The organism is Pseudomonas sp. MG-9 (assembly GCF_018729515.1).
Classification (GTDB): Bacteria; Pseudomonadota; Gammaproteobacteria; order Pseudomonadales; family Pseudomonadaceae; genus Aquipseudomonas; species Aquipseudomonas serboccidentalis.
Window position 1 is genome coordinate 352757 of record NZ_JAHHZH010000002.1, and the last position, 24541, is coordinate 377297.

Here is a 24541-nt window from a genome sequence, read left to right on the forward strand (position 1 = left end):
TGCGAATGTCTCGTCGTCTTCCTCCCTTGTATGCCCTGCGCGCATTCGAAGCGGCGGCGCGGCACAGCTCGTTCACCCGCGCTGCCGAGGAGTTGTCGATCACCCAGAGTGCGGTGAGTCGGCACATTCGTACGCTTGAAGAGCATTTCGCCTGCAAGCTGTTCCACCGCAGCGGCCGCAACCTGCAGCTCACCGAGTCGGCGCGGATGCTGTTGCCGGGGATTCGCGACGGCTTTGCTGCCCTTGAACGCGCCTGCAACACCTTGCGCGCCGAGGATGACATCCTGCGCATGAAAGCGCCGTCGACCCTGACCATGCGCTGGTTGCTGGCGCGGCTCAGTCGCTTTCGTCATCTGCAACCGGGTAACGAAGTGCAACTGACCAGCGCGTGGATGGACGTGGACTCTGTGGACTTCAACAACGAGCCCTTCGATTGCGCGGTTCTGCTCAGTGATGGGCACTTCCCGCCGGACTGGGAAGCCAGCCTGCTGTTTCCCGAAGAGCTGATTCCCGTCGGTGCGCCGAACCTGCTGAACGATCAACCCTGGGATGTCGCCCGGCTGGCCTCCACCGAGTTGCTGCACCCGACCCCGGACCGGCGTGACTGGCGCAGTTGGCTGGAACACATGGGGCTGTCCGATCAGGTCTCGCTCAAGGGCGGGCAGGTGTTCGATACCCTGGAACTGGGGATGATCGCGGCGGCGCGGGGTTACGGTGTGTCGATGGGCGATCTGCTGATGGTGGCCGAGGATGTGGCGCAAGGGCGCTTGAGTCTGCCATGGCCGACTGCCGTCGCCAGCGGACTGAATTACTACCTGGTGTGGCCGAAAACCCGTCCGGGAGGTGAACGTTTGCGCCGCCTCAGCGACTTCCTGCAAGGCGAAGTGCGCGCGATGACGCTGCCGGTGGTCAAGCGCTTGAGCTGAAACGTTCGAGCCGCCACAATGATGGCCTTGAGCCATAACCCCGTCAATTACTCAAGTATTCGGTTTTACCGCCGAAAATGAGCATGTGGGACCGTCGTGCCGGTCTCCACGATTTCACCCCCCCATTATTAGAATTTTCCGAGCAGGCGCTGCGATCAAGGAGGATCCAGTGGCTCGGCCAGGAGCTGTCCATGTCTCAACCTCGTGCCCGGATCGCCTCGCAGCTGGGCTTTGCCCTTGCTGTGATACTGGCGATTGTCATCAGTGGCAGTACGGTGTTCGCCCTGCGTTCGCTGGATACCGCCAATCTCGCCACCCGTGAAGAGCACCTCGCCAGTGAAGCGCGGCTGCTGGCCGACCAGTTGAGCACCTTCCACGGCACGCTGCGCGAGAGCACCCAGCGTCTGAGCGGGTTGTTCGAGAAGCGCTTCAGCGCGGGCCTGAGCATTCATCCGGATCAGCCGGTGTCCGTGGCAGGTACCCAGACCCCGGGCCTGCACCTGGGCAGCGAAGTCCTGAACAACAACTTCAAGGAAGTCGACGAGTTCAAGCAGATGACGGCCGGCGTCGCCACGCTGTTCGTACGCAGCGGCGAAGATTTCGTGCGGGTCAGCACCTCGCTGACCAAACAGGACGGTACGCGTGCCATCGGCACCTTGCTCGATCATGCGCACCCGGCCTATGCGAAGTTGATGGCGGGACAGAGCTATGTCGGTCGCGCCTTGCTGTTCGATCGTTCCTACATGACCCAATACACCCCGGTGCGCGACAGCAGCGGCAAGGTGATTGCGGTGTTGTTCGTCGGTTTCGACTACACCGACGCGCAGAACGCCCAGTTCGACAACCTCAAGCGCTTCCGCATCGGTCAGACCGGTTCTCTGGCGCTGCTCGATGAGCAGAACAAATGGCTGGTGGCACCAGCGGGTGTGCAGGCGTTGGATCAAGCGGTTACGGTGATCGGCGGCCTGGCCAAAACCCCAGGCAAAGGCCAGTTCTGGAGCGACAAGAACGAAGATTTCTACAGCGTTTCGGTGCCATTCGACGGTGGCCCTTGGGCGGTAGTGGCAAGCATGCCTAAAGCCGAGATTCGCGCGGTGACCTGGAGCGTTGGCACGCAACTGGCGATCGGCAGTCTGCTGGCGATGCTGCTGGCCGTGGGTTCGGTGGTGTGGTTGCTGCGCAGCAAACTGGCGCCCCTGAGTGATCTGGTGCGACAGGCCGAAGCCCTGGGCGCCGGTGATCTGAGCGTGCGTCTGAACGTGTCGAGCAACGACGAAATCGGTCAGCTGTCCCGCGCGTTCAACCAGATGAGCCAAGCGCTGTCGACCATGGTCGAGCACATCCGCCGCGCCTCCGAAGAGGTCAACCGCCGGGCGCAGGCGCTGTCCGGTTTGTCCGGTGGCGCGTACGAAGGCATGGAGCAGCAGTCCGGGGAAATCACCAGCATGGCCGGCGCAGTGGAAGAGTTCAGCGCCACCTCGCTGAATATCGCCGATAACATGGGCAACACCCAGCGTCTGGCCCAGGAAAATGCCCAGCAGACCCAGATTGGCCGCACCTCGATGGAAGAGGCTTCTTCCTCGCTGGAGCAAATCGCTGGCGCACTGAACACCACGGCTACCGTGATCAACACCCTCGGTCAGCGCTCGCAGGAAATCGGCGGCATCGTCAGCGTGATCACTTCGATTGCCGAGCAGACCAACCTGCTGGCACTCAACGCAGCCATCGAAGCGGCGCGGGCCGGTGAGCAGGGTCGTGGCTTTGCGGTGGTGGCTGACGAAGTGCGCAACCTCGCTTCGCGCACCCGTCAGGCGACTGACGAAATCTCCGGGATGATCCACAGCATCCAGCAGGAAACCGGCAATGCCATCAGTACCATGGAGCAGGGCAATGTGCTGATGCAGGAAGGCCTGTCGCGCAACGCCAACGTTGCTTCGGCGCTGGCACGGATCGACGAACAGAGCCGTTCGGCAGGGCAGCAGTTTGCGGCGATTACCACGGCGACGCAGGAGCAGAGCAGCACCGCGACGTTGCTCAGCAGCAATCTGCAGAGCATTGCGCTGGCCAACAGTGAGCAGCGCGAAGTGGTTTCCAACCTGGCGGTCACCGCCAAGGAACTGGAGAAGCTGGCGGCCGATCTGCGCTCCGAGGTTGATCGGTTTCGCTGATGCGGCGTGCCGGTTACTGGTACGCGGAGAGGTCTTCGCTGGAGTCGACCTCTCCCCATTCTCCTGAATAGGCAACGGCCTCGATCGCTACCCGGTCGGCGTCGATGACACGCTGCAGGGTATTGGTCATGTGCATCTTGTCGCACTGGCTTGAGGTTAATTCGCCGCGTAGCCGCACGACTTCTGCCCAACCTGCGGGCGTGAAGCGCAGCAACCCCATGTACTGGCCCTCGACTTCCTCCACCGATTGCGGTTTGTTGCCGATTTCGGCCAGCGTGTCGTCGCTATTGAGCCGGAACGTTTCAGCATCCAGCAGTGGGTCGCCAAAACGTTGGGTCCACAACTCCAGCCAGTTGGGGTCGTAGGTGACGGCCAACGACGCTTGGCTGGTCATCAACGACCTGACGGCGTCCGGGCTGTAAAAAATATCCGAATAACTGACGATGCACGGCTGGCCCTCAAGCCAGACTTCGGCGCAGGCCAGTGACGACACCATGTTGGTGTCTGCCCAACGAGGGTTATGAAATTCGGTCAGGCCCCGGTCGGCCAACAATTCGCGTTTGTAGCCGGTTACCACCGCAATTTCACTGATGCCTGCTGCACGCAGCGATTGCAGTTGCCATTCGAGCAAGGGTTTGCCGCGCAATTCGACCAGGCACTTTGGGCGTTCATCGGTGAGGCTTTTCATGCGGCTGCCACGTCCGGCAGCCAGAATAATGGCTTTCACGAAACGTCTGTCCCTTGAGTTGTTTGAGTGGAATCGGTTTCGCCGAACAACTGGCGTATACGCTGAACATCATGGGCCGCGAAATTCGTCTCGCGTTCCGGGTGCCACATCCAGCCTTCCCAAGGCATAGACCGATGCCGGATCGCTTCGATTTCGCCGTCTTCGCTGCGCGCCAGGACTTCAAAGTCCTGCGGGCAACTGGCGAGAGACTGGTGGTGGTAGCTGTTCACCTCGGCGACGATCTGGCCGGACAAGCGATGCCGGGTGCGCACGTGCCCGCTGACCGCTTTCAGTTCGCTACCTGCCCAATGCCCCAGCATCTGCATGCCGCGGCAGATGCCCAGTACTGGCAGATTGCGGGAGCGTGCGTGATCGAGCAGGCGCGTCTCCGTGTGATCGCGGGCCAGGCACTGGCCGATGTCGTTGCCACCGGACAACAGCAATGCCTGAGGCGATATTGCGGCCAGCCAGCGATCGAGGCTGGCATCGACCAATCCGTTGGGCACCGGCAAGGGGATGAACCCCGCCGCCAGCAGAAAGCCGATCAGGCGCTGATCCAGGGCGTCGCGGCTTTCGCCGCGCTCCGGATGCAGGTCCACTCGCTGGCTGACAGCGACTCGCCTCATGTCATCATCTCCACCCTGCGGCCCGGGCAATCCAGATGCAGGATATCCGCCGTCGACCAGCGCCGGTAAAGCACTTCTCCAGCGCCAATGACGGCCGGCAGGCCGAGTTCACCGGCCCGAATCGCCATGTGCGAATTGGCTCCGCCCCATGCGGTAATCAGCCCGGCAATCGGGTAAGCAAACAACCAGTCGAAGCCTGGATCCGCGTTGGGTATGCAGACAATCGCCCCGGCCAGTTTTTCCCGGTCATCGCATTGCACCACGGGTGCCGTCACACGTTTTTGCGTGATGAAGTTGGGCGCCGTTTCCGGCCACTCGAAGCTCCAGACGTCTTCCGGGCAGGTGATCACGGGCGGCAGGGAAACCTTCAGCGTTTCAGCGTAGCGCGCCTTGCCTTGTTCGATACTGCGCAGCAGCACGTCTTTTGGATCGGCGGCGGCAACGTGCAATTCCTGGAAGGCGCTGATATCACAATAGGCCAGCTCTTCGCGGTCGATGCCGTACTCGGCGCCGACTTGCGCGATCAGCGCCAGGGCATCCGAGAGGTTGCGAGTGAAATGAAACTTGGCCAGCTCGCGCAACTCGATACCGTTTTGCAGAAAGTCCAGCAGCCCCACCGGATCCGGTTGCAGGCCATGGGCTTCGAGCAGTTTCACGATCTCGCGCATCTGCGGCAGCGTCAGCGAAAACGGTTGCAGTGGCTCGGGGGCCGCTGGCCGCTGGTCCCAGTCGAAATAGAGTTCCGGTGCTTCGTCATAGCGTGGCGACAGAATGTCGTAGGTGCCCGGACGCAGGTGCCCGTAGCGTGCCAGGAAGGTTGTCTTGTCGAGCGTCGCGCGATCACGGGCCAACTGACCGCTTACGGTTGAGACACCGGCCATGAACGCATCGTAGTCGGCCTGCGAGAACACACCCACGCTGACCAGTGACCTGAGCATCTGCACCGCAACGAAACCCGCCCGGGCCAGGCCGGCGAAGGGTAGGGTGCCGTAGCGTTTTGCATCTTCCAGCAGCCAGTAGATGCGTTCCAGCGGATCGGCGTTGGATGTCAGCAGCTCTTCGCGGCGGGCATTGAGCACGTCGAGTTTGTTGGCGTCGCTGCGCCACAAACCATCTTTGGGATGCACGATGCGGTTGGTCAGTTTGCGCAAGCTGGAGCTGATGGCCTCCAGTTCGTGTCCGGAGAAGCCAGCACTGGCCAGACGCTCCAGTTGTTGCGAAAGGTCCAGGGTGTAGCAAGAGAAAACGATCTCGAACTCCACCTTGTCATGCAGGGTCGGCTCCGCCAGCAAGCGATCGATGTAGTAGTCGACCAGCCGTCCGGCCAGTCCCTCATCAAGGTCAGCCGGAATGAAGGAGTTGAACGACAGGCGCACATCGATATACGGCAAACCGAAAAAATGCGGCATCAGCGGGAAGCTGCGCAAGTTGCGGTAGCCATAGTTGTGGCGTTGGTAAGCCCAGATGGAGTCGGTCACCAGATCGCGATACAGCGACAGCGCCAGTGGTTTGGGGCGAATACCGATGATCTCTGCCGGGTTCCAGTCGGGCATCACGCCGTAGACTGTGCGCTGGCCGATCAGGAAAGGATGCGGGCGCATGCCGCGCGCGACTTTGCGCTCGATACTTTGCAGGCGGGCAGCCTGCGCGGCTTCGGACTCTGCCGGTGCAGGCAGAATCAACGGTCGAGCCTGCAACAGCCACAAGGTCTCTCCTTCGGCTTCGCGCGTCACCGCGAACTCGCAGTCGACGGGGTTACCGCCGAACAGTTCCAGCAGATCCTCGAGCAAAGCAATGATCGGTGAGAGGACAGCAGGCGGTGAAGCGGGGCTGTGCGCCGCCTGCTGCCAGAGCCGTCCACCCATGCCGCCGGTGACCGATGCGGTGTCGTCACCTTCCGACCAGTTCACCACACGGTACGGCGCGCAGGTATTCGGGTCGTGGGAAAACGCCACGCCGGAACGAATCACGTTGCCGAGCATGGGCTGAATCAGCACCTCATCGCTCAGGTGCGCCTCGCCATAACTGGCGATGACCTGTTCAACCGCCGACTCTAGCCCTGCTTCCTCGATATTCGGCACCGAGAGAAAGGCGCCGGCGAAGGAAGCCTGGGCGCTGTCTTCGCGGCCACAGCTGGAGCGCACGATCCAGGAGGGGGCAGGCAGCCGGCCCCGGATATCCTGAATGCAGGCGCGCCGATCCGCGTGCCACTGCTCCACGGTGAACGCGAGCAGCGGCGCAATGCGCGCAGACACGAGCCGCCCTTGCAGGCGCGACAAGGTGCCGGCCTTGGTAGAGAAATGCAGGGCCATCAGGCGTTATCTCAGCTGAGCGACCCAGATATTCGTCGAGTACGGGATCTGGATCGACGGCGTCTGCAGGCTTTGCAGGTAATCATCGATGGCGCTGATGACTTCGTGAAATTTCGCGCCCGCCTGGCGCTCCAGCGTGGCGTGGGAGCGCCAGGCTTCCAGGCACTCTGCGATGGATTGCTCGTGGATGACCCGCGCATCCAGGTGTACGACCGGGCCGAACAGCTGACTGGCATCGATCACGGCCGTCTGATCTTCACGACGGGTGCCGTAGCCATAGCCGGCGACGCGCTCTTTTATGATGGTTTCGATGCGCGCCTGAATCGGATCTTCCAGATTGCGGTGGTTCCACATGCAGGCAAACCAGCCACGGGGCTTGAGAATGCGCGCGGTTTCCTTGAGCGCCTGCTGACGGTCGCAGACATTGAAGGAGCTGCCGAACGTGACCATGTCGAATGTCTGCGCGGCCTGCCCGGTCACTTCGCCGGTGCCTTCGTGCCATTTGACATTGGCCAGCTCGGCGGTGCGTTTGATGCCGTTGGCGCGCATCGCATCGTTGGGTTCTACCGCAGTGACATCCAGGCCACGGGCGGCCAGCATCAGCGTCAAGTGTGCAACACCCGCGCCGACGTCGCAGAACTTGTCGCCTTGCTCGGCGCCAGCGATCGAGAGCATGGCGTCAATGGCGGCATCGGCGTAGTCAGGGCGCTTCAAATAGGCATCGGCCAGGGTGGTGTAGTCCCATTCGGTTTTCATACTCAGTTCCTTCTATAAATTTTATTGATCAAATCTTCTGCCAGACTTTGCCTGGAGCGCTGAGGGTCGAACTCTACAAGCCAGTCTGCCGCTTGCGGTTCATCAACGGTCAGATCAAGCCCGGCAACGTTGTGCAGTTCCCCGGCATCGAATCGTCGGTAGATTCCCTTCGGGTCTCGGCGACGCAACTCCTCGACCGGGACCTTCAAATAAACTTCGAAATAGCCGGGCAGGTGGGCGCGGTTCCAGGCATGGACTTCGTGAAACAGCGATATCGTTGCGATCACCACGGTCTGGCCTTGCGCGGCGATCATTCGGCACAAGTGGGCATATTGCAGCGCCAGCGCCAGTCGTCCTTCACGGCCATGGTTTTGTGAGTTGGCGGCGGCTGCGCCGAATACCTCGCGCAACTCATCACCATCGAGCATGACCACCGATTGTCCTGCAGTGCGGAGTCGGGTGACGAATTCACGGGCCAGCGTTGACTTGCCCGCTCCTGAAAGGCCCGTAATCCAGATTACCTGTCCACCAGCTTCACATTTCATAGCGTTCTGACTTGTGTTCGAATCGAGTGTATCGGCAGGCTGTTTTCTCGCATGAGGTCAGGCGTGCTTTATTTTAATGTTTGTCCCGTTCGTTAATGTCCCCGAAAGAGTCAATCGACAGCGGGCAGTACTTCGACTCGTGCCGATATTCAATCAAGTCGTGGAACACTTCCTGAGGCAGGGGCAAGTCGCTGTATTGTGCCTGGTAGAACTTGTTGTATATGTAGTAACTGTCTTCTCGTGCCAGCAGGCTGAACCCGGATGCCATGTCTTTGAGTTCATTGCTGCTTCTGGCAATTGGCAACAGGGTGTCCATTTGCTTTAGCCAGGCGTCGACCGTGAGATTGCTCTCTTCGGTAAAGGGCACGTAATAAATCGGCAGCTTGCAGGTGTTGAGCATGAACGACACACCACCGGTGGATGCGTCGGTGATGACCGTGTCGCATTGTGTGTAGAAAACCGTGCTGCTGGTTCCTGCCTTGTCGATGGTTATCCAGTCATAGGCAGACAGTTCTTCGCACAACGCTTTCACGGTCGGATGGGAAAGTTCGGCCATGTACGGACGCAAGATGAAGGTTGCGTGGGGAATTTGCGATTTGACTGCATTGATGACGGTCTGCAGGTTTTCATACAGTGTTGCCCCGTTCGGGCAGATACCCAGTTGGGTCGGCAGAAGCCCTACGACATAGTCGTCCGAAGTTTTTTTCGATGGCGGTGATGATTCGAAGATACCGGGAATCTTGACGGGCAGCGTAGCCACGGGACTGGTGTTGCGCATGTCCGAACGCAAGGCCAGTCCATCGATCAACATTGTTTTCAGGGCCTTTCTGTCGCGACGGTATGCCTGCAGTCCGGCGGTAATCAAATCAAAGCCCGACCTGGATGAAGAGATGATTGCATCCCAGTAAGAGGTCAGCTCAGCGTAGTAATACTTGTCTTTGGCCGGCATCCCGACATTGCCGTGACTGATGAAGATGCCAAAATTTGAATGGTCCAGCAGACGTCCGGCATAGGCGTCATTTGAAATGACAACCTGCGATTTCAGGCTTGCAATGAAGTCATTGCCAATCTGCTTTACCGGGAAATCGAGGACGGCTTCGACTTCCTCTCTGCTTAAGCCGGTACGATCAGTATTAAGTACGACACAATTATACTTTTGTCGAAGCGAGTTGAGCGCTGGAATCAGATACTCGAGATATGTTTTGCCACCATCCGCCACGTTGCTGAGCAAGTAAACATTTTTCATGATGAAGTTGTGCTTTTAAAGTTTGTTGAATAAGGCCGATGTCAAACAACGTAATAACGCTGACAAGGGCTTTTGTAGTTGTCTGGATTTAAATTAACAACCAGACACACGCACACAAGCCAGGTTTGGCTTGAATCATGATGGCACGGGTTGATTGAACGACTTTGCCCGGTGAGCAATAGAAATCTTGTCCATGATGTCCCGCCTCCATTTCCGCGTTGAAAAATGCTCTATGTCTTGACGATAGACGGATAACGAGTAAAAAAGAGCGTCGCCGTTATATCACATCTCGGCCAATGGCCATCAGTGCTTGGATGTTTATTTTTCGGGGCAGTCCGTTTGCGAGTTGCGCTGTCATTTTCATTGTGTTGCCGGCCGATATTGCAACGCCTCTGCCAGATGCTCGCGCCTGATCTCTTTTTCCTGTCCCAGATCGGCCAACGTCCGGGCGACCTTTAGAAGTCGATGCGCCGAGCGTAGCGACAAGGTCAGTCGTTCACAGGCTGACTCCAGCCATTTCTCATCGACTGTGGATAACCTGCAGTGCCGTTTCAGCCCCGGCAGATCGAGAAACGCATTGGCACAACCCTGACGTTTTTGCTGGCGCTCCCGGGTCTCGGCTACCAACGCGGCCGCACTGGCGCTGTCTTCTCCTGGCTTTACCGCAGGGTTCAGCGCTGTTGCCTCCCGCGCTACCGTCAGGTGTAAGTCGATCCGGTCCAATAGGGGCCCCGACAACTTGTTGCGATAACGCTGCACCATGTCCGGCGTACACGAACACTTGCCACTCGGTTCGCCGAGATATCCACAGGGGCACGGATTCATTGCCGCCACCAACTGAAACCGTGCTGGAAATCGCACCCGATCCTTGGCCCGGGCGATCACGATATGTCCGGACTCCAGAGGCTCGCGCAGAACCTCAAGCACCTTGCGATCGAACTCCGGCAGCTCATCGAGAAACAGCACGCCATGGTGGGCCAGGGTGATCTCGCCGGGTTGCGGTTTCGAGCTGCCACCGACCAGCGCCGGCCCCGATGCCGAGTGATGCGGCTGGCGAAACGGACGTTGCGGCCAATGGGTCAGCGGCACGCCACTGGCGACCGATTGAATCGCCGCCACTTCCAGCGCTTCGCATTCGGACAGCGGCGGCAGCAGCCCCGGCAAACGACTCGCCAACAAGGTCTTGCCGGTTCCCGGTGGCCCACTGAACAACAGGTTGTGCGCGCCCGCCGCCGCAATCAACAGCGCCCGTTTCGCAGCCATCTGCCCCTGCACTTCATTGAGGTCGGGATATGGTTTAGTGGCGTGGATCAGCCCGTCCGACACATAAGGCTCGACCGGCGTATGCCCGTTGAAGTGCGCCACCGCTTCCAGCAGATGATCCACCGCAAACACCTTCAAACCCGAGGCCAGACACGCCTCTTCGGCATTCGCCCGCGGCACCACCAGTGCCCGTCCGGCCTTGCGCGCCGCCAGTGCCGCCGGCAACACGCCACGCACCGGTCGCACCGCGCCGGACAACGCCAGCTCACCGAGGCATTCCACATCGTCCAGCGTCAGACACGGCACCTGCACACTCGCCGACAGAATTCCCAAGGCGATCGCCAGATCAAACCGCCCGCCATCCTTGGGCAAGTCCGCCGGCGCCAGATTCAAGGTAATCCGCCGCGCCGGAAACTGCAGCCCGGAATTGATGATCGCGCTGCGCACCCGGTCCTTGCTTTCTTTCACCGCCGCTTCGGGCAGGCCGACCATGGTCAGCGACGGCAGACCGTTGGCCAGATGGACTTCTACGGTGACAGCGGGAGCCTCTACGCCGATTTGGGCGCGGCTGTGGACGATGGAGAGGGACATGGTCGTTCCTTGAGCTGAATCGGGGGCCGCTTCCTGCGGGTTTTTGAAGGGTAGTTGAGCCGGGTTTCATTGCTGGAATAGAGGTTTACAAGACATATCAAGACCCGCTGGGGTGTCACTGCGTACCTGAGTTGGAGCGTTGACTCTTGACGGATCCTCGCGTTCGAGGACTGCAACTGCGCATTCGTCGGGACTGGGCACCAGCAGAAGCTCCCCCGCATTTTTGGCAGCAGAGAAAGCTGTTTTCTCTGAAGTAGTGACGACGGGCTAGCCTGTCGGATTCTGAACCCAAGGCCGTAAAGCCGGGAGCTAAAGAATCGCTGCGACTACTCCTCAAAAAATACTTAAAAGGCGTCCATCGGACGCCTTTTTTATTTCTGATTGGAGGGTGCTCGTGGTATCTGCCCCACCAATGTGCCATGTGCGCGTTTTTTGCGGGTACCCAGTCACCACAATGTCGTGCGCCTTAAGCTGTCCAGGTCGCCAAACCCGGTGCTGAACATTCAGCATCGGGTGAGCTTGGGAGCCGGGGCTTTTCGACGTAATTGGACGGTGGTGCTGCAAGTTGTAGGACGTTGCCGAGAGGATTGAGGGGCTGGATATCAAAAGATCGCAGCCTTCGGCAGCTCCTACAGGGAGTTGCGGGGTTATTCAGCGGGCGGTGTCAGCTTGGCTTCCATTTCGGCGACTTTGGCTTCGAGGCTCTCGAGGCGGGCGCGGGTGCGGGCCAGGACGACCATCTGACTATCAAACTCTTCACGGCTCACCAGATCGAGTTTGCTGAAGGCACTCTGCAGCAGCATCTTGAACTGGCTTTCGATTTCGGCTTTCGGCAGCGGGGTGTCGCCGCTGAACAGGCGGGAAGCGGTGCCGCTCAGGGCGTCGAGGAAGTCTTTGGGGGCGAGCATGGAATGTGTCCTGTAAACAGTGGCGGGCAGTGTATCACGCAGTGTCTATAGTCATTGACGCAGGCACGGATGCACGCTTTTCGCGCAGGCGGACGGACGGCAGCGCACCGTTGTTGTGCGTAACCGTCGGACCTTTTTCGCGCAAGCGCCTGAAACAGCGGCCAAGAGATTGAAATCAGAGGAATTTGGCGAGATGGCAAGCTTTCTGCTTAGTCGGTAGTGACCCATGCACTGATGCAGTCGCTGTGACGAATGCAGTGCGGCAGGCGGAGCGGGGAGTTTCGTCAGCAGCGGTTAGCTGGCGTCAGTCGGGCAGGTAAGGCCGACGATGCGTTACAAAGCCAGGCACTGCGCTTAGACTTGAGTCGGGTTTGTTTTCCTGGGGCAAGTCCACCAATTCGGGAGAGAGTTTCATGAAGCTAGTCACTGCCATCATCAAGCCGTTCAAGTTGGACGACGTGCGCGAGTCGCTGTCCGAAATCGGCGTGCAGGGCATTACCGTTACTGAAGTCAAAGGCTTCGGCCGGCAGAAGGGTCACACCGAGCTGTATCGCGGCGCGGAATATGTGGTCGATTTTCTGCCCAAGGTGAAAATCGACGTGGCCATCGACGACAAGGATCTGGATCGGGTTATCGAGGCGATAACCAAGGCTGCCAACACCGGCAAGATCGGTGACGGCAAGATCTTCGTGGTCAATCTGGAACAGGCGATTCGCATCCGTACCGGCGAAACCGATACCGACGCGATCTAAGCGCCGCCACAAACCCAACGCCCCAGGAGAAAACAATATGACTCTGCGTAAATTCGCAGGGCTAGGAGCCCTGTTGTCCATCGTAATGCCCAGCCTTGCCATGGCGGCAGACGAAGTGGCGGCCCCAGTCCTCAATTCCGGCGACACTGCCTGGATGCTCACCTCGACAGCCCTCGTGCTGTTCATGACCATCCCGGGTCTGGCGCTGTTCTACGGCGGCATGGTTCGCTCGAAAAACATTCTTTCCGTGATGATGCAGTGCTTCGCCATTACCGGTCTGATCAGCATCCTGTGGGTCATTTATGGCTACAGCATTGCGTTCGACACTACCGGCATGGAGCAGGGCGTCGTCAATTTCAACTCGTTCTTCGGCGGCATGGGCAAGGCATTTCTGGCCGGTGTCACTCCGGCAAGCCTGACCGGTCCGGCGGCGTTGTTCCCTGAGGCGGTGTTCGTCACCTTCCAGATGACCTTCGCGATCATCACCCCGGCGCTGATCGTCGGTGCGTTCGCTGAGCGGATGAAGTTCTCCGCGATGCTGGTCTTCATGGGCGTGTGGTTCACCCTCGTCTATGCACCGATCGCGCACATGGTCTGGTCCGGTAACGGCGGTCTGCTGTGGGACTGGGGCGTACTCGACTTCGCCGGCGGCACCGTGGTGCACATCAACGCCGGTATCGCCGGTCTGGTAGCGTGCCTGGTGCTGGGCAAGCGCAAAGGCTTCCCGACCACCCCAATGGCTCCGCACAACCTCGGCTACACCCTGATGGGCGCAGCGATGCTGTGGGTTGGCTGGTTCGGCTTCAACGCCGGTTCCGCCGCAGCCGCCAACGGCACTGCCGGCATGGCGATGCTGGTCACCCAGATCGCGACCGCTGCGGCAGCCCTGGGCTGGATGTTTGCCGAGTGGATCACTCACGGCAAGCCAAGCGCGCTGGGCATTGCCTCGGGCGTGGTTGCCGGTCTGGTGGCGATCACTCCGGCTGCTGGCACCGTAGGCCCGATGGGCGCGCTGGTGATCGGTCTGGCGGCGGGCGTGGTGTGCTTCTTCTGCGCCACCACCCTGAAACGCAAACTCGGTTATGACGACTCCCTGGACGCGTTCGGCGTGCACGGTATCGGCGGTATCCTCGGCGCGATTCTCACCGGTGTTTTCGCTGCACCGTCGCTGGGTGGTTTCGGCACCGTGACCGACATTGCCGCGCAAGTATGGATTCAGTGCAAAGGCGTCGGCTTCACGGTGATCTACACCGCGATCGTCACCTTCATCATCCTCAAGGTCCTGGATGCCGTGATGGGTCTGCGTGTGACCGAGGAAGAAGAATCGGTTGGCCTGGATCTGGCACAACACAACGAACGCGGCTACAACCTGTAAGTACGCGCAGCAAAAAACTTGCCCGGCTTGCCGGGCATTTTTTTGTCTGGAATTTGTCATTGAAGGGAAGGCTGAAAGGATTTTTCGTACGGCTATGGTCGTGTTTGCGACGGGCGTTTTTCTGCGGCCAATGGCTTACATCATTGCAGGAATATTAGGGCCTTTGTTTTTTCCCAGAGCGCGCTAGAATGCGCCCCGAACGTGCGGAGAACTGTATGTGGCAACAGACTCTGATAACCCTGCGGGCACGGCCCCGGGGCTTTCATCTGGTAACGGACGAGTTACTCGCCGGCCTGCCTGAACTCAAGGCGTGCCGGGTCGGTCTGTTGCATTTGTGGCTGCAGCATACCTCGGCGTCGTTGACCATCAACGAGAACGCCGATCCGGCGGTCCGTCGCGACTTCGAACGATTTTTCAATCGTCTGATCCCACAAGGAACAGACGGCTATGAGCATAACGACGAAGGCCTGGACGACCTCCCGGCGCACTTCAAGGCCAGCGTGCTTGGCTGCCAGATCAGTCTGCCGGTTTCGGCAGGTCGCCTGGCACTGGGAACCTGGCAAGGTGTTTATCTGGGCGAGCACCGTGATCATGGCGGTGCCCGTAAAGTCCTCGCCACCTTGCACGGTGAAGGGGCGTAAACCGTTGGTCACCAGCGGTTACCGATTTTTTCCGGCGACTTTCGACAGTCGCCAAAGCTGGTCTATAACTAATCTGCTTTTCGCAAGTCATGAGGTAGAACATGAGCGACGATGATCTGGAAAACGACGACCTCGAAGTAGGCGACGAAGACGAGGCCGAGGAAGGCCTGGAAGCAGCAGCGGAAGACGTTGCTGACGACGATGGCGGTGACGATACGCCGGCCCCGGCTGCCAAAGGCAAAGCCAAGGCTGCGGTGTCGGTAGACGAATTGCCGAGCATCGAAGCCAAGAACAAGGAGCGCGACGCCCTGGCCAAGGCCATGGAAGAGTTCCTTGCGCGCGGCGGCAAGGTGCAGGAAGTGGAGGCCAACGTGGTCGCCGATCCGCCCAAGAAGCCGGACAACAAGTACGGCAGCCGCCCTATCTGAGGCGTGCCACTTGCTTGCTGAAAAAGCCCGCCGTCGCTGCGGGCTTTTTCATGCATGGAATAAACATTCGGGTGCACGCGATCCCCTGTAGGCCTTCGCCTGCTCGCGATAGCGGAGTGTCAGATACATCTATGTTGACTGATACACCGCTATCGCGAGCAGGCGAAGGCCTACAAGGGAACGGTGTTAGTTGGAGGTGGCATTCCAGCGCGCCAGTACCGCCGGCAGATCGGTCAGGCTGCGGATCTCGGCATCCGGCTGACGCTCGGCTTCCCAGGCCTTGCCCGCCGGGTTGAACCAGATCGCGCGCATGCCCGCCTGCTGTGCCCCGGCGATGTCATCGCCCGGATGATCACCAATGTGCACTGCCACGTCAGCGCTCACGCCACCGCGCTGCAGGGCCTCGTGGAACAGCCGCGCATCCGGTTTGGCGATGCCGATATCCTCGGCGCATAACGCAAACTTGAAATAATCCGCCAGCCCCAGCCGGCGCACGTCGGCGTTGCCATTGGTGACCACGCCGAGGGCGTAGTGGTTGGCGAGGATTTCCAGGGTCGGTTCGACCTCGGGAAATACCGTGATCTGATGCCGTGCATGCAGGAATACTTCAAAGCTCTTGTCGGCCATATCCGAGGCTTCGCCGTGGGCGTACCCGGCTTCTTCCAGCGCATGGAACAGTACGCGCCGGCGCAACGCGCTGATGCGGTGCTTGAGCCCCGGCTCGCTGGCCAGTACGCGCTCGCGAATCGCCCACAGATGCTCCACCGGCACCGCGCCCAGGTTCGGTGCGTGTTCGCTCAGCCATTCGCGCAATACCGCTTCGGCACCGACGATCACCGGGGCGGTGTCCCACAGGGTGTCGTCGAGGTCGAAGGTGATCAACTGGATGTTCATGAATCATCGCCTTTGCTGCGTTTGGCCCGTGGATGGGCGCTGTCGTAGACCGCCGCCAGGTGCTGGAAGTCCAGGTGGGTGTAGATCTGCGTGGTCTTGATGTCCGAGTGGCCGAGCAGTTCCTGCACCGCGCGCAGGTCCTGCGAGGATTCCAGCAAGTGGCTGGCGAAGGAGTGCCGCAGCATGTGTGGGTGCAGGTTCTGCCCCAGCTCGCGCTCGCCGGCCAGTTTGACCCGGACCTGAATCGCCCGTGGGCCGAGGCGTCGACCTTGCTGGCTGACAAACACGGCGTCGTCCGCCGGGTTGGTCATGGCCCGCAATGGCAGCCACTGTTCCAGTGCTTCACGGGCTTTTTTGCCGACTGGCAGCAGGCGGGTCTTGCTGCCCTTGCCGAGCACCTGGACCATGCCGTCGGCCAGATCGAGTTGATCGAGGTTGAGCCCGGTCAGTTCGGACAGGCGCAGGCCGGAGGAATAGAACAGCTCAAGAATCGCCTGATCACGCCGTGCCAGAAAGTCGTCCTCGACCGCACCTTCAAGCAGTTGCAGTGCGCGGTCGGTGTCGAGGGTTTTCGGCAGGCGACGTTCGCCCTTCGGCGGGGCCAGCCCGGTGGCCGGATCGTGGTCGCACAGGCCTTCGCGATTGAGGTAGTGATAGAGTCCGCGCACCGCCGAGAGCAATCGGGCGAGGCTGCGCGAAGACTGGCCCTGTGCATGCAGGCGGGCGATCAGGCTGCGCAGGCGCTGGATGTCCAGCGCGGCCCAACTGCCGATGTTCTGTTTGACGCACCAGCCGAGGACTTTATCGAGGTCGCGGCGGTAGGCCGACAGGGTGTGCGGCGACACCTGTCGCTCACTGCGCAGGTGTTCGCAGTAAGCGTCCAGTTGCCGTTCCATGCTCAGCGTACCGAGCGCAGGGAGCTGTTGACCCGTGGCAGCACGCGGCCCATGACTTCGGCGATGTAGCTCAGGAACAGCGTGCCGACCGAGCTCTTGTAGTGCTGCGGATCGCGGCTGGCGATCGCCAGAATGCCGTGGATGCCTTGATGGCTGACGGCGACCACGGCGGTGGAGCCGATCTGCTTGCGCTGCTCTTCGCCGAACAGGAAGTCCAGCTCATGTTCACGCAGGGTGCCGCTGACGCTTTTGCCTTCGGTGAGCAGGCCGCCGATCGCGGTTTGTGCATCGGCGTGAGTCACCCAGCGGCCGACCGGGGCCGGGTTGTCGCCGAGCAGGATCAGGCTGACAAAAGGCACCTGGAAGTCCTGGCGCAGGCTGTCTTCGACGCTGATCACCACGTCTTCGAGGCTGGCAGCGTCCATCAGGGACAGGATCAGGCGGCGGGTCTTGTCGAACAGGCGATCGTTGTCGCGGGCCACGTCCATCAACTGCGAGAGGCGGTGGCGCATCTCGATGTTACGGTCGCGCAGGATGGTCATCTGCCGTTCGACCAGCGACACGGTGTCACCGCGTCGGTGGGGAATGCGCATGGCGGGCAGCAGTTCTTCGTGCTCGACGAAAAAGTCCGGATGAGCCTCCAGGTACGCGGCAACCGCTGCCGCCTCCAGGCTCTCGGACGCTGATTCGTCGGACTGTCGGGCGGGTACCTGAGGCTTATCGGTCATGGCTTCTGCTCACTCAAAGACGCACTTGTCCTTCGTATACACGCACTGCCGGACCGGTCATCAGCACCGGTTGGCCAGGGCCTGCCCATTCAATGGACAGACGCCCGCCGGGCAGGTCGATCAACAGCGGCGAATCCATCCACCCCTGACTGATTGCCGCGACAGCCGCAGCGCAGGCGCCGGTGCCGCAGGCCTGGGTTTCCCCGGCTCCGCGTTCCCAGACGCGCAATTGCGCGCGGTTGCGGTCGATGACCTGGATGAAACCGACATTGACCCGCGCCGGGAAGCGCGGATGGTGTTCGATTTTCGGCCCCAGTTCATGCACCGGTGCGTTGTTGATGTCCTGCACGCGCAGCACCGCATGGGGGTTGCCCATCGACACGGCGGCCAGTTCGACCGTCGTGCCGTCGACTTCCAGCTGATAGCTGGAGGCTTGCGCTGGCGCTTCGAACGGAATGTCCGCCGGCACCAGGCGCGGCGCGCCCATGTTGACGCCGATCTGGCCGTCGTTACGCACGTCCAGCTCGATGATGCCGCCCTTGGTCTCGACGCGAATCTTGCGCTTGGCGGTCAGGCGCTTGTCGAGCACGAAGCGGGCGAAGCAGCGCGCACCGTTGCCGCACTGTTCCACTTCCGAGCCATCGGAGTTGAAGATCCGGTAACGGAAATCCACGTCCGGGTTGCTCGGCGCTTCGACGATCAGCAACTGGTCGAAACCGATACCGGTGTGCCGGTCGCCCCATTGCTTGGCGTGCTTGGGCTGAATATGCGCGTGCTGGCTGACCAGGTCGAGAACCATGAAGTCATTGCCCAGGCCGTGCATTTTGGTAAAACGCAGCAGCATGGGTTACTCCGGCAGCAGGCTTTCGCCGGCAAACAGCTCGGCCACGGTTTCGCGGCGACGCACTTCAAAAACCTGATCACCGTCTACCAACACTTCAGCGGCACGGCCACGGGTGTTGTAGTTGGAACTCATGACGAAGCCGTAGGCACCCGCCGAATGCACGGCCAGCAGGTCGCCTTCTTCCAGCGCCAGTTCACGGTCCTTGGCAAGGAAGTCACCGGTTTCGCAGATCGGGCCGACCACGTCGTATTGACGCGCGGCGGTGTCACGCGGTTTGACTGCGGTGACGTCCATCCAGGCCTGATACAAGGCCGGGCGGATCAAATCGTTCATCGCCGCATCGACGATGGCGAAATCCTTGTGTTCAGTGTGCTTGAGGTACTCAACCTGGGTCAGCAGTACGCCGGCGTTGGCGACAATGAAGCGGCCCGGTTCGAACACCAGCGCCAGATCACGACCGTTCAGGCGTTCGCGCACAGCCTTGATGTAATCGCCGGCCAGTGGCGGCTCTTCATCGCGATAACGCACGCCCAGGCCACCACCGAGATCGATGTGGCGCAGGTGAATGCCGCAATCGCCGAGGCGGTCGACCAGATCCAGCAGGCGGTCGAGGGCATCGAGGAACGGTGGCAGGGTGGTCAGTTGCGAACCGATGTGGCAATCGACGCCGACCACTTCCAGGTTCGGCAGATGCGCGGCACGCACGTACACGTCTTCGGCGTCGGCAATGGCGATACCGAACTTGTTCTCTTTGAGACCGGTGGAAATGTACGGGTGGGTGCCGGCATCGACATCCGGGTTCACGCGCAGCGAGATCGGGGCGCGAACGCCCAGCTCGGCGGCGACCACTTGCAGGCGCTCAAGCTCGTCGGTGGATTCGACGTTGAAGCAGTGCACGCCGACTTCCAGGGCGCGACGCATGTCGTCACGGGTCTTGCCGACGCCGGAGAACACGATCTTGTCGGGGCTGCCGCCAGCGGCCAGCACACGCTCCAGCTCACCACGGGAAACGATGTCGAAACCGGCACCGAGACGGGCCAGGACATTCAGCACGCCGAGGTTGGAGTTGGCCTTTACCGCGTAGCAGACCAGGTGCGGCATGCCGGCCAATGCGTCGGCGTAGGCCAGATACTGGGCTTCGATGTGTGCGCGCGAGTAAACGTAGGTGGGCGTGCCGAAGCGGTCGGCGATGGCGGACAGCGCCACACCTTCCGCGAACAGCTCCCCGCCACGGTAGTTAAAAGCGTCCATGGCGATCCCTTATTGGTAAACGTCGTGCTTGTGTGCTTTGGACGGCTGCTTTTGCGAAGACTGGGCTTGTTCGGCCGGGTCCTGATCGTCATCCGGCAGGTACAGCGGGCCTTTTTGACCACAGGCCGAAACGAGGCAGGCAACCGCGACGAGCGCAGCAAGGGAAGAGATCAGGCGCTTCATGGCGAAATCCTTGAAAATGCGTTAATTGCGCCGGAGTATACCGGCCACCCGGCAGCTTGCCTATGCGAGGGGGCTCCCGTCCGGCGGGGCTCTCTGGATACCGGTTGGATACAGGTAATTCCTTGGGAGCGAGCTTGCTCGCGAAGAGGCCGGTACATTCGATATGTTTGCTGGCCGACACACCGCTTTCGCGAGCAAGCTCGCTCCCACAGGGGCCAGTGCTGGATGGGAAACGGTGCTTGGTCGTTAATCTTTGCAATCGGCCGGAAGCGTCCGTATCTTTCGGCGCTTGAGCCTGATCAGACATTTTTTGAGGTTGCCGCAATGAGTTTGTCCGAAGCCCGTTTCCACGATCTGGTCGATGCTACCCAGCAGACGCTGGAAGATATCTTTGATGACAGCGACCTGGATATTGACCTGGAGAGCTCGGCAGGTGTCTTGACCGTCAAGTTCGAAAATGGCTCGCAACTGATCTTCAGCCGCCAGGAGCCGCTTCGTCAGCTGTGGCTGGCGGCGGTGTCCGGTGGTTTCCACTTCGACTACGACGAAGAAAGTGAGCGCTGGATGTGCGACAAGAGCGAAGAGCAACTGGGCGAAATGCTCGAGCGCATCGTCAAGCAGCAGGCCGGCGTCGAATTCGATTTCGAAGGTTTGTGATTCCGTGAATGACACCGCTCCTGTTCGTCCTCCCAAACCGCTCTACAGCAACGTCAGCCCGGCGGTGCCGTCGCCGTGCACGGGTGTGTGCCGGCTGGACGAACAGAAGGTCTGCCTCGGCTGCGCGCGGCATGTCGAAGACATTCGCGAGTGGCGCTCGGCGGATGATGAGCGGCGGCGGGTGATTGTTGCCCAGGCTGCCAATCGCAGAGCGACCTCCCTGTAGGCGCTGCCGCAGGCTGCGATCTTTTGATCTTGATCCTTTAAAAGCAAAGATCGCAGCCTGCGGCAGCTCTTACAGGGATCGCGCGTCGTCCGGCGGTGGCTTGTATATTTTTTGAGCTGTGATAGTGTCCGAACACGCCTCAACCCATCGAGGCTTGGTGAAAACCCCGCCTTTTTTGGCGGGGTTTTGCTTTTTTTGTGTGCAGAAGAAAGGAGTCTGCCCGGATCATGACCGCACCTTCCATCACCCTTACCCGTCTGGACGTGCAACGTCTGGAGCGCCTGATCGACAGCCTGGATGACACGCTGCCGGGCGTGATCGCGCTGCAAACCGAACTGGATCGCGCTGACACCGTGGTCGGACACGAGGAAGTGCCCGCCGATGTCGTGACGATGAATTCCCGCGTGCATTGCCGCGAAGAAGGCAGTGGCAAGGACTATCACCTGACGCTGGTCTATCCCAAGGATGCCAACGCCGACGAAGGCAAGATCTCGATCCTGGCACCGGTCGGCAGCGCGTTGCTGGGCCTGAAGGTCGGTCAGCACATCGACTGGCCGGCTCCGGGTGGCAAGACTCTGAAGCTGACGTTGCTGGAAGTCGAATCGCAGCCGGCCAACGGCGGTGATTTCCGCGAGTAACCCCCTCTCAGACCTGTTCGAGCGCCTCGTTCAGGGCGCGCTCCAGGTCAGCCTTGTAGCGCAGATACAGATTGCTTGAACTCTGACCATCACCGAGCAGGCCCGACAGATCCAGATCGGTGATGTAGCAGCGATAGCGCTCGGTTTCGCGGCGTTGCTCGATGATTTCCCGAGCGACCACGCGAAACAGCTGGTCGCCATGTTCCAGCTCGCTGAATTCCCGTTGATTGCAATACAGGGTGACCTGCACCTCGCCGGGCGCAGCTTTGCCGATGATCGCCTGCACGTCGTAGAACGGTTTGTTGACCGGAGTTTGCGGCGCGGGCCGTGCTTCGACCCGTCGCGCGCGCCCCGGGCCCGAAGGCAACAACTGGTAATACAATGTCTCGAGGCTGATCGCCGGACTGCCGTCCATCGGTAGCAGTGCTTCACGTCGGTACAGGATCGATTGCAGGAAACGTTGCAGCGGGACTAAAAGGCTTTGCTCGTCGTGATAGGGCAAGCGCTGCTGCCACAGCGCATTGAACTCATCCAGCACGTACAGTTCGGCCTGTTGTTCGGTGATCCGGTAGAACACCTGGATCGATTCCGGCTGGCCCATCGGCAGGATCAATGCCAGATCGTGCTCTTCCAGCGCCATCGGATCGAGGTGCAGCGGGCTGTAACGTGCCTGCTCTTCGCCGAGATATTCCAGCAGTGCCGGCAATGTCGCGAGGGCGACGTGGTTGACCTGACCCGGCACCAGCTCCAGCACGTGATAGTGCTGTTGCACCTGAATCAGGTAGCGATGGTTCAACTCGCTGAGCAGCAGATTTTGCGCGGTCTCGACGATTTCTTCGACGCGACGGGCAATGAACTGCGCGCGGTTGTGGCAGAAGCAGCGCACCTTCAAGGACGGTTGCTGCAGGCCACGCGGCAGATTGTTGAGGTAGTCGCGCAGGCAGTCGAGCAGTGCGTGGGGGCCGTCGAAACGATTGACCAGCACTTCGTTCCAGCTGTTGAGCGTGACCTGATCCAGGGTCAGCACGAGGTTTTCGCGTACCCCGGCGTAACTCAGCGAGTCGGTGCGCTCGGTGGTCATCAGAATGTTCAGGTCGCGGTGATGTTTGAGCGGATCGACGCCGACGTTGATCAGCATCAGCACTTCGCTCGGCACGGCCGCGCGCAGTAACGGCTCCTCGGCGACGCTGGGCAAAGGCAGGGCGATGCACTGTTGCAGGCTGCCGAGCAGGTTGAACAGCTCGAACTCGCTCAGGTCGCTGCTGCCCGGATGCAGGGCCAGACGGGTGCTGCTGTCGATCACGCCGTTGCGATGGCACCAGGTCAGCAGTTCGAGCAGTTCGCGGCTGCGCTTGATCGGTGCGAAGTGTTCCCATTCCAGCGCGGTCAGGCTGCCGTTGTACAGGCCCCAGTGGGTCTGCCCGGGCTCTTTTTTGTTCGGCGACTGCACCAGGGTCAGGGTGTCTTCGGCCAGGTCCGGGGCGATCCCGGGGTTGATGAACTCGACCTTGTCGGCCTTGCGCTCGAACGCGGCGTACAACCGTCGTCCGAGCACGTTGAGATCGCGTTTGTTGATCAGGCTGACGGTCTGTTCGGTGCGGGCGAACTGGGTCAGGAAGCGATAGCTGTAATTGAGCTCGTTGACCAGCGCGCGGCGTTCGGCACTGACCTGACGGACTTTCCACTGACTGCGACTGTCAAGCAGCGCCAGTTGGCGCTGATCCCAATGCCACTCATTGGCCAGCCGCTCCAGCAGCGAACGCTGCCAGCCCTGGCTGCGGCTGCTGCCGGTGAGCTTGCGGTTGACCTTGAGGTACAGCGCACGACGCACCAGCTCCAGGCGCTCCGGTTCGTTGCGGGCGGTGAGGTATTCCTCGATGCGCCGGTACACGACCATGTACGGATCCAGCTCATCCAGATCCAGTTGATTGGCGAACACGGCTTTTTTGTAGCGCAGGCTCAGGCACTGCACCTGCGGGTGTTCGCTGGCATAGACCTCGGTCAACAGCAGTTTGAGCACCGATTTGTACGGTGATTCGATGCCTTTGAACAGTTGCCACAATCCGGCTCCGATGAACTCGCCTGGCGGAATCGTTGCCAGATGCCCGAGGTCGAGGGTTTCATCGGCGCGGATGAAACGCTTGGACAACAACGTGTCGGTGTAAACGTCGTAGGCACTTTCCTCGTAGACCGGCACCAGCCACCAGATCGGCGTGCGCCCGGCCAGCCAGATCGCGGTGCGGTAGAACTCGTCGAGCAACAGGTAATGCTGGGTGGTACCGCAGTTCTCGGAACTCAGCTGGGTGTCGCGTTCGCCTTTGACGAAACGCACCGGATCGATCAGGAAGAAATGCGCCTCGGCGCCCTGAGTCGCGGCCCAGGCTTCAAGCAGCTGACATTTTTTGCGCAGTTCGGTTAGCTCGTTTTCACTGAGGTCCGGCGCGTGGCAGACCCACACGTCCATGTCGCTCTGATCGGCCTGGGCCAGCGTGCCGAGGCTGCCCATCAGAAACAGCCCGTGAATCGGCCGTGGCGGGTTGCTGCCGTGGCGTGGCTTGTAGGAGAACGATCGGGTCAGGCGCTGGGCTTCGGCGAGCGCGTTGGCGTCCGGCTCGTAGCTGGACAGGCCGGCCGGTGTGCTGCTCGAGACATAACCTGGCAGCAGCGGATGATTGACGTGGAAGAACAGCGGCAGCAGGGTCAATACGCCTTGCTGGCGCGTCGACAGACCTTCGAGGGCCCGGCCGAGACGGCCTTCATTGAGTTTGAGAAAACGCGCACGCAGTTGGCTGAGTACCTTGCGGTCTATGCCTTCGTCCAGGTCGGGGCGGATTTCATGGGTGCGCGTCATTTCAGCTCAAACCGGCTCGCAGGCTCGGACGAAGAGGGTCTCGGAATGGGAGGCAGTTTAGCCTTTGCGCAGCGGGACTTTTAAGCTGAATTTGTTTTTTGACGTCAGA

Annotated in this window: 24 protein-coding genes; 9 read left to right on the forward strand and 15 right to left on the reverse strand. The window is 60.5% G+C overall.

Going from position 1 to position 24541, the window contains the following annotated elements:
• Positions 1-5 precede the first annotated feature (5 nt).
• Positions 6-926: a LysR substrate-binding domain-containing protein gene (locus KKQ10_RS06250; RefSeq protein ID WP_215500556.1), complete on the forward strand. Its 921-nt coding sequence runs from the start codon at positions 6-8 to the stop codon at positions 924-926.
• Between the two features lie 191 nt (positions 927-1117).
• A complete protein-coding gene (locus tag KKQ10_RS06255) occupies positions 1118-3094 on the forward strand; it encodes a methyl-accepting chemotaxis protein (protein WP_127648065.1) in 1977 nt (658 codons plus the stop codon).
• A gap of 13 nt (positions 3095-3107) precedes the next feature.
• Here KKQ10_RS06255 and KKQ10_RS06260 read toward each other — a convergent pair whose 3' ends face one another.
• The 8 genes from KKQ10_RS06260 to KKQ10_RS06295 all read right to left on the reverse strand — a co-directional run bounded on the left by KKQ10_RS06260 (position 3108) and on the right by KKQ10_RS06295 (position 12068).
• Positions 3108-3821, reverse strand: coding sequence for a phosphocholine cytidylyltransferase family protein (locus KKQ10_RS06260; protein WP_215500557.1), 714 nt, complete (start codon positions 3819-3821; stop codon positions 3108-3110).
• A complete protein-coding gene (locus KKQ10_RS06265) occupies positions 3818-4447 on the reverse strand; it encodes a gamma-glutamyl-gamma-aminobutyrate hydrolase family protein (protein ID WP_215500558.1) in 630 nt (209 codons plus the stop codon). The genes KKQ10_RS06260 and KKQ10_RS06265 overlap by 4 nt, the downstream gene beginning before the upstream one ends.
• A complete protein-coding gene (locus tag KKQ10_RS06270; RefSeq protein ID WP_215500559.1) occupies positions 4444-6759 on the reverse strand; it encodes a PEP-utilizing enzyme in 2316 nt (771 codons plus the stop codon). The genes KKQ10_RS06265 and KKQ10_RS06270 overlap by 4 nt, the downstream gene beginning before the upstream one ends.
• Before the next feature lie 6 nt (positions 6760-6765).
• Positions 6766-7515 carry a class I SAM-dependent methyltransferase gene (locus KKQ10_RS06275; protein WP_215500560.1) on the reverse strand — a complete coding sequence of 250 codons (750 nt, stop codon included), beginning with the start codon at positions 7513-7515 and terminating at the stop codon, positions 6766-6768.
• Positions 7516-7517: 2 nt separating this feature from the next.
• On the reverse strand, positions 7518-8060 hold the full coding sequence (locus KKQ10_RS06280; RefSeq protein ID WP_215500561.1) for an adenylyl-sulfate kinase: 543 nt from the start codon (positions 8058-8060) through the stop codon (positions 7518-7520).
• 73 nt (positions 8061-8133) lie between these two features.
• The gene (locus tag KKQ10_RS06285) at positions 8134-9306 is read right to left on the reverse strand and encodes a hypothetical protein (protein ID WP_215500562.1); all 1173 of its coding nucleotides are present in this window, start codon (positions 9304-9306) and stop codon (positions 8134-8136) included.
• Positions 9307-9666: 360 nt separating this feature from the next.
• A complete protein-coding gene (locus KKQ10_RS06290; protein ID WP_215500563.1) occupies positions 9667-11160 on the reverse strand; it encodes a YifB family Mg chelatase-like AAA ATPase in 1494 nt (497 codons plus the stop codon).
• Between the two features lie 647 nt (positions 11161-11807).
• A complete protein-coding gene (locus KKQ10_RS06295; RefSeq protein WP_007920416.1) occupies positions 11808-12068 on the reverse strand; it encodes an accessory factor UbiK family protein in 261 nt (86 codons plus the stop codon).
• Between the two features lie 413 nt (positions 12069-12481).
• Here KKQ10_RS06295 and glnK point away from each other — a divergent pair, with 413 nt between their 5' ends.
• The 4 genes from glnK to sutA all read left to right on the forward strand — a co-directional run bounded on the left by glnK (position 12482) and on the right by sutA (position 15264).
• Positions 12482-12820 (forward strand): P-II family nitrogen regulator, encoded by a 339-nt coding sequence (gene glnK, locus KKQ10_RS06300; protein WP_002555808.1) that lies wholly within the window; start codon positions 12482-12484, stop codon positions 12818-12820.
• A gap of 37 nt (positions 12821-12857) precedes the next feature.
• On the forward strand, positions 12858-14195 hold the full coding sequence (locus tag KKQ10_RS06305) for an ammonium transporter (RefSeq protein ID WP_215500564.1): 1338 nt from the start codon (positions 12858-12860) through the stop codon (positions 14193-14195).
• 215 nt (positions 14196-14410) lie between these two features.
• Positions 14411-14836 (forward strand): secondary thiamine-phosphate synthase enzyme YjbQ, encoded by a 426-nt coding sequence (locus KKQ10_RS06310; RefSeq protein WP_003229414.1) that lies wholly within the window; start codon positions 14411-14413, stop codon positions 14834-14836.
• A 101-nt stretch (positions 14837-14937) separates the two neighbouring features.
• Positions 14938-15264: a dormancy-specific transcriptional regulator SutA gene (sutA, locus tag KKQ10_RS06315; protein WP_007964546.1), complete on the forward strand. Its 327-nt coding sequence runs from the start codon at positions 14938-14940 to the stop codon at positions 15262-15264.
• A 186-nt stretch (positions 15265-15450) separates the two neighbouring features.
• Here the strand turns inward: sutA and KKQ10_RS06320 are convergent, their stop codons facing one another.
• Genes KKQ10_RS06320 through lptM form a run of 6 tightly spaced genes read right to left on the reverse strand, consistent with a single transcriptional unit; the run spans position 15451 to position 20060 of the window.
• A complete protein-coding gene (locus KKQ10_RS06320) occupies positions 15451-16158 on the reverse strand; it encodes an HAD family hydrolase (protein ID WP_215500565.1) in 708 nt (235 codons plus the stop codon).
• Positions 16155-17054, reverse strand: a complete 900-nt coding sequence (gene xerC / locus KKQ10_RS06325) for a tyrosine recombinase XerC (protein ID WP_127648059.1) — start codon at positions 17052-17054, stop codon at positions 16155-16157. Before xerC ends, KKQ10_RS06320 begins: the two co-directional genes overlap by 4 nt.
• Positions 17055-17056: 2 nt before the next feature.
• On the reverse strand, positions 17057-17782 hold the full coding sequence (locus KKQ10_RS06330) for a DUF484 family protein (protein ID WP_215500566.1): 726 nt from the start codon (positions 17780-17782) through the stop codon (positions 17057-17059).
• Between the two features lie 13 nt (positions 17783-17795).
• A complete protein-coding gene (dapF, locus tag KKQ10_RS06335; protein ID WP_127648057.1) occupies positions 17796-18626 on the reverse strand; it encodes a diaminopimelate epimerase in 831 nt (276 codons plus the stop codon).
• 3 nt (positions 18627-18629) lie between these two features.
• Positions 18630-19877 (reverse strand): diaminopimelate decarboxylase, encoded by a 1248-nt coding sequence (lysA, locus tag KKQ10_RS06340; protein WP_215500567.1) that lies wholly within the window; start codon positions 19875-19877, stop codon positions 18630-18632.
• Between the two features lie 9 nt (positions 19878-19886).
• The gene (lptM, locus tag KKQ10_RS06345; protein ID WP_007911098.1) at positions 19887-20060 is read right to left on the reverse strand and encodes an LPS translocon maturation chaperone LptM; all 174 of its coding nucleotides are present in this window, start codon (positions 20058-20060) and stop codon (positions 19887-19889) included.
• Positions 20061-20384: 324 nt separating this feature from the next.
• Here lptM and cyaY point away from each other — a divergent pair, with 324 nt between their 5' ends.
• The 3 genes from cyaY (at position 20385) to rnk (ending at position 21581) form a co-directional block, all read left to right on the forward strand.
• On the forward strand, positions 20385-20717 hold the full coding sequence (cyaY, locus tag KKQ10_RS06350; RefSeq protein ID WP_083367569.1) for an iron donor protein CyaY: 333 nt from the start codon (positions 20385-20387) through the stop codon (positions 20715-20717).
• Between the two features lie 4 nt (positions 20718-20721).
• Positions 20722-20943 carry a DUF1289 domain-containing protein gene (locus KKQ10_RS06355; RefSeq protein ID WP_215500568.1) on the forward strand — a complete coding sequence of 74 codons (222 nt, stop codon included), beginning with the start codon at positions 20722-20724 and terminating at the stop codon, positions 20941-20943.
• Positions 20944-21170: 227 nt separating this feature from the next.
• The gene (gene rnk / locus KKQ10_RS06360; protein ID WP_123469788.1) at positions 21171-21581 is read left to right on the forward strand and encodes a nucleoside diphosphate kinase regulator; all 411 of its coding nucleotides are present in this window, start codon (positions 21171-21173) and stop codon (positions 21579-21581) included.
• Between the two features lie 7 nt (positions 21582-21588).
• Here rnk and KKQ10_RS06365 read toward each other — a convergent pair whose 3' ends face one another.
• The gene (locus KKQ10_RS06365; RefSeq protein WP_215500569.1) at positions 21589-24432 is read right to left on the reverse strand and encodes a class I adenylate cyclase; all 2844 of its coding nucleotides are present in this window, start codon (positions 24430-24432) and stop codon (positions 21589-21591) included.
• Positions 24433-24541 lie beyond the last annotated feature (109 nt).

Coding starts and splice junctions, on each gene's coding strand:
- xerC (WP_127648059.1), bottom strand. CDS start 17,054: ATGGAACGGCAACTGGACGCTTACTGCGAACACCTGCGCAGTGAGCGA.
- KKQ10_RS06290 (WP_215500563.1), bottom strand. CDS start 11,160: ATGTCCCTCTCCATCGTCCACAGCCGCGCCCAAATCGGCGTAGAGGCT.
- KKQ10_RS06285 (WP_215500562.1), bottom strand. CDS start 9,306: ATGAAAAATGTTTACTTGCTCAGCAACGTGGCGGATGGTGGCAAAACA.
- KKQ10_RS06255 (WP_127648065.1), top strand. CDS start 1,118: ATGTCTCAACCTCGTGCCCGGATCGCCTCGCAGCTGGGCTTTGCCCTT.
- KKQ10_RS06320 (WP_215500565.1), bottom strand. CDS start 16,158: ATGAACATCCAGTTGATCACCTTCGACCTCGACGACACCCTGTGGGAC.
- glnK (WP_002555808.1), top strand. CDS start 12,482: ATGAAGCTAGTCACTGCCATCATCAAGCCGTTCAAGTTGGACGACGTG.
- sutA (WP_007964546.1), top strand. CDS start 14,938: ATGAGCGACGATGATCTGGAAAACGACGACCTCGAAGTAGGCGACGAA.
- lptM (WP_007911098.1), bottom strand. CDS start 20,060: ATGAAGCGCCTGATCTCTTCCCTTGCTGCGCTCGTCGCGGTTGCCTGC.
- KKQ10_RS06365 (WP_215500569.1), bottom strand. CDS start 24,432: ATGACGCGCACCCATGAAATCCGCCCCGACCTGGACGAAGGCATAGAC.
- KKQ10_RS06295 (WP_007920416.1), bottom strand. CDS start 12,068: ATGCTCGCCCCCAAAGACTTCCTCGACGCCCTGAGCGGCACCGCTTCC.
- KKQ10_RS06275 (WP_215500560.1), bottom strand. CDS start 7,515: ATGAAAACCGAATGGGACTACACCACCCTGGCCGATGCCTATTTGAAG.
- KKQ10_RS06280 (WP_215500561.1), bottom strand. CDS start 8,060: ATGAAATGTGAAGCTGGTGGACAGGTAATCTGGATTACGGGCCTTTCA.
- KKQ10_RS06250 (WP_215500556.1), top strand. CDS start 6: ATGTCTCGTCGTCTTCCTCCCTTGTATGCCCTGCGCGCATTCGAAGCG.
- cyaY (WP_083367569.1), top strand. CDS start 20,385: ATGAGTTTGTCCGAAGCCCGTTTCCACGATCTGGTCGATGCTACCCAG.
- KKQ10_RS06330 (WP_215500566.1), bottom strand. CDS start 17,782: ATGACCGATAAGCCTCAGGTACCCGCCCGACAGTCCGACGAATCAGCG.
- KKQ10_RS06270 (WP_215500559.1), bottom strand. CDS start 6,759: ATGGCCCTGCATTTCTCTACCAAGGCCGGCACCTTGTCGCGCCTGCAA.
- KKQ10_RS06265 (WP_215500558.1), bottom strand. CDS start 4,447: ATGAGGCGAGTCGCTGTCAGCCAGCGAGTGGACCTGCATCCGGAGCGC.
- KKQ10_RS06305 (WP_215500564.1), top strand. CDS start 12,858: ATGACTCTGCGTAAATTCGCAGGGCTAGGAGCCCTGTTGTCCATCGTA.
- dapF (WP_127648057.1), bottom strand. CDS start 18,626: ATGCTGCTGCGTTTTACCAAAATGCACGGCCTGGGCAATGACTTCATG.
- lysA (WP_215500567.1), bottom strand. CDS start 19,877: ATGGACGCTTTTAACTACCGTGGCGGGGAGCTGTTCGCGGAAGGTGTG.
- KKQ10_RS06310 (WP_003229414.1), top strand. CDS start 14,411: ATGTGGCAACAGACTCTGATAACCCTGCGGGCACGGCCCCGGGGCTTT.
- rnk (WP_123469788.1), top strand. CDS start 21,171: ATGACCGCACCTTCCATCACCCTTACCCGTCTGGACGTGCAACGTCTG.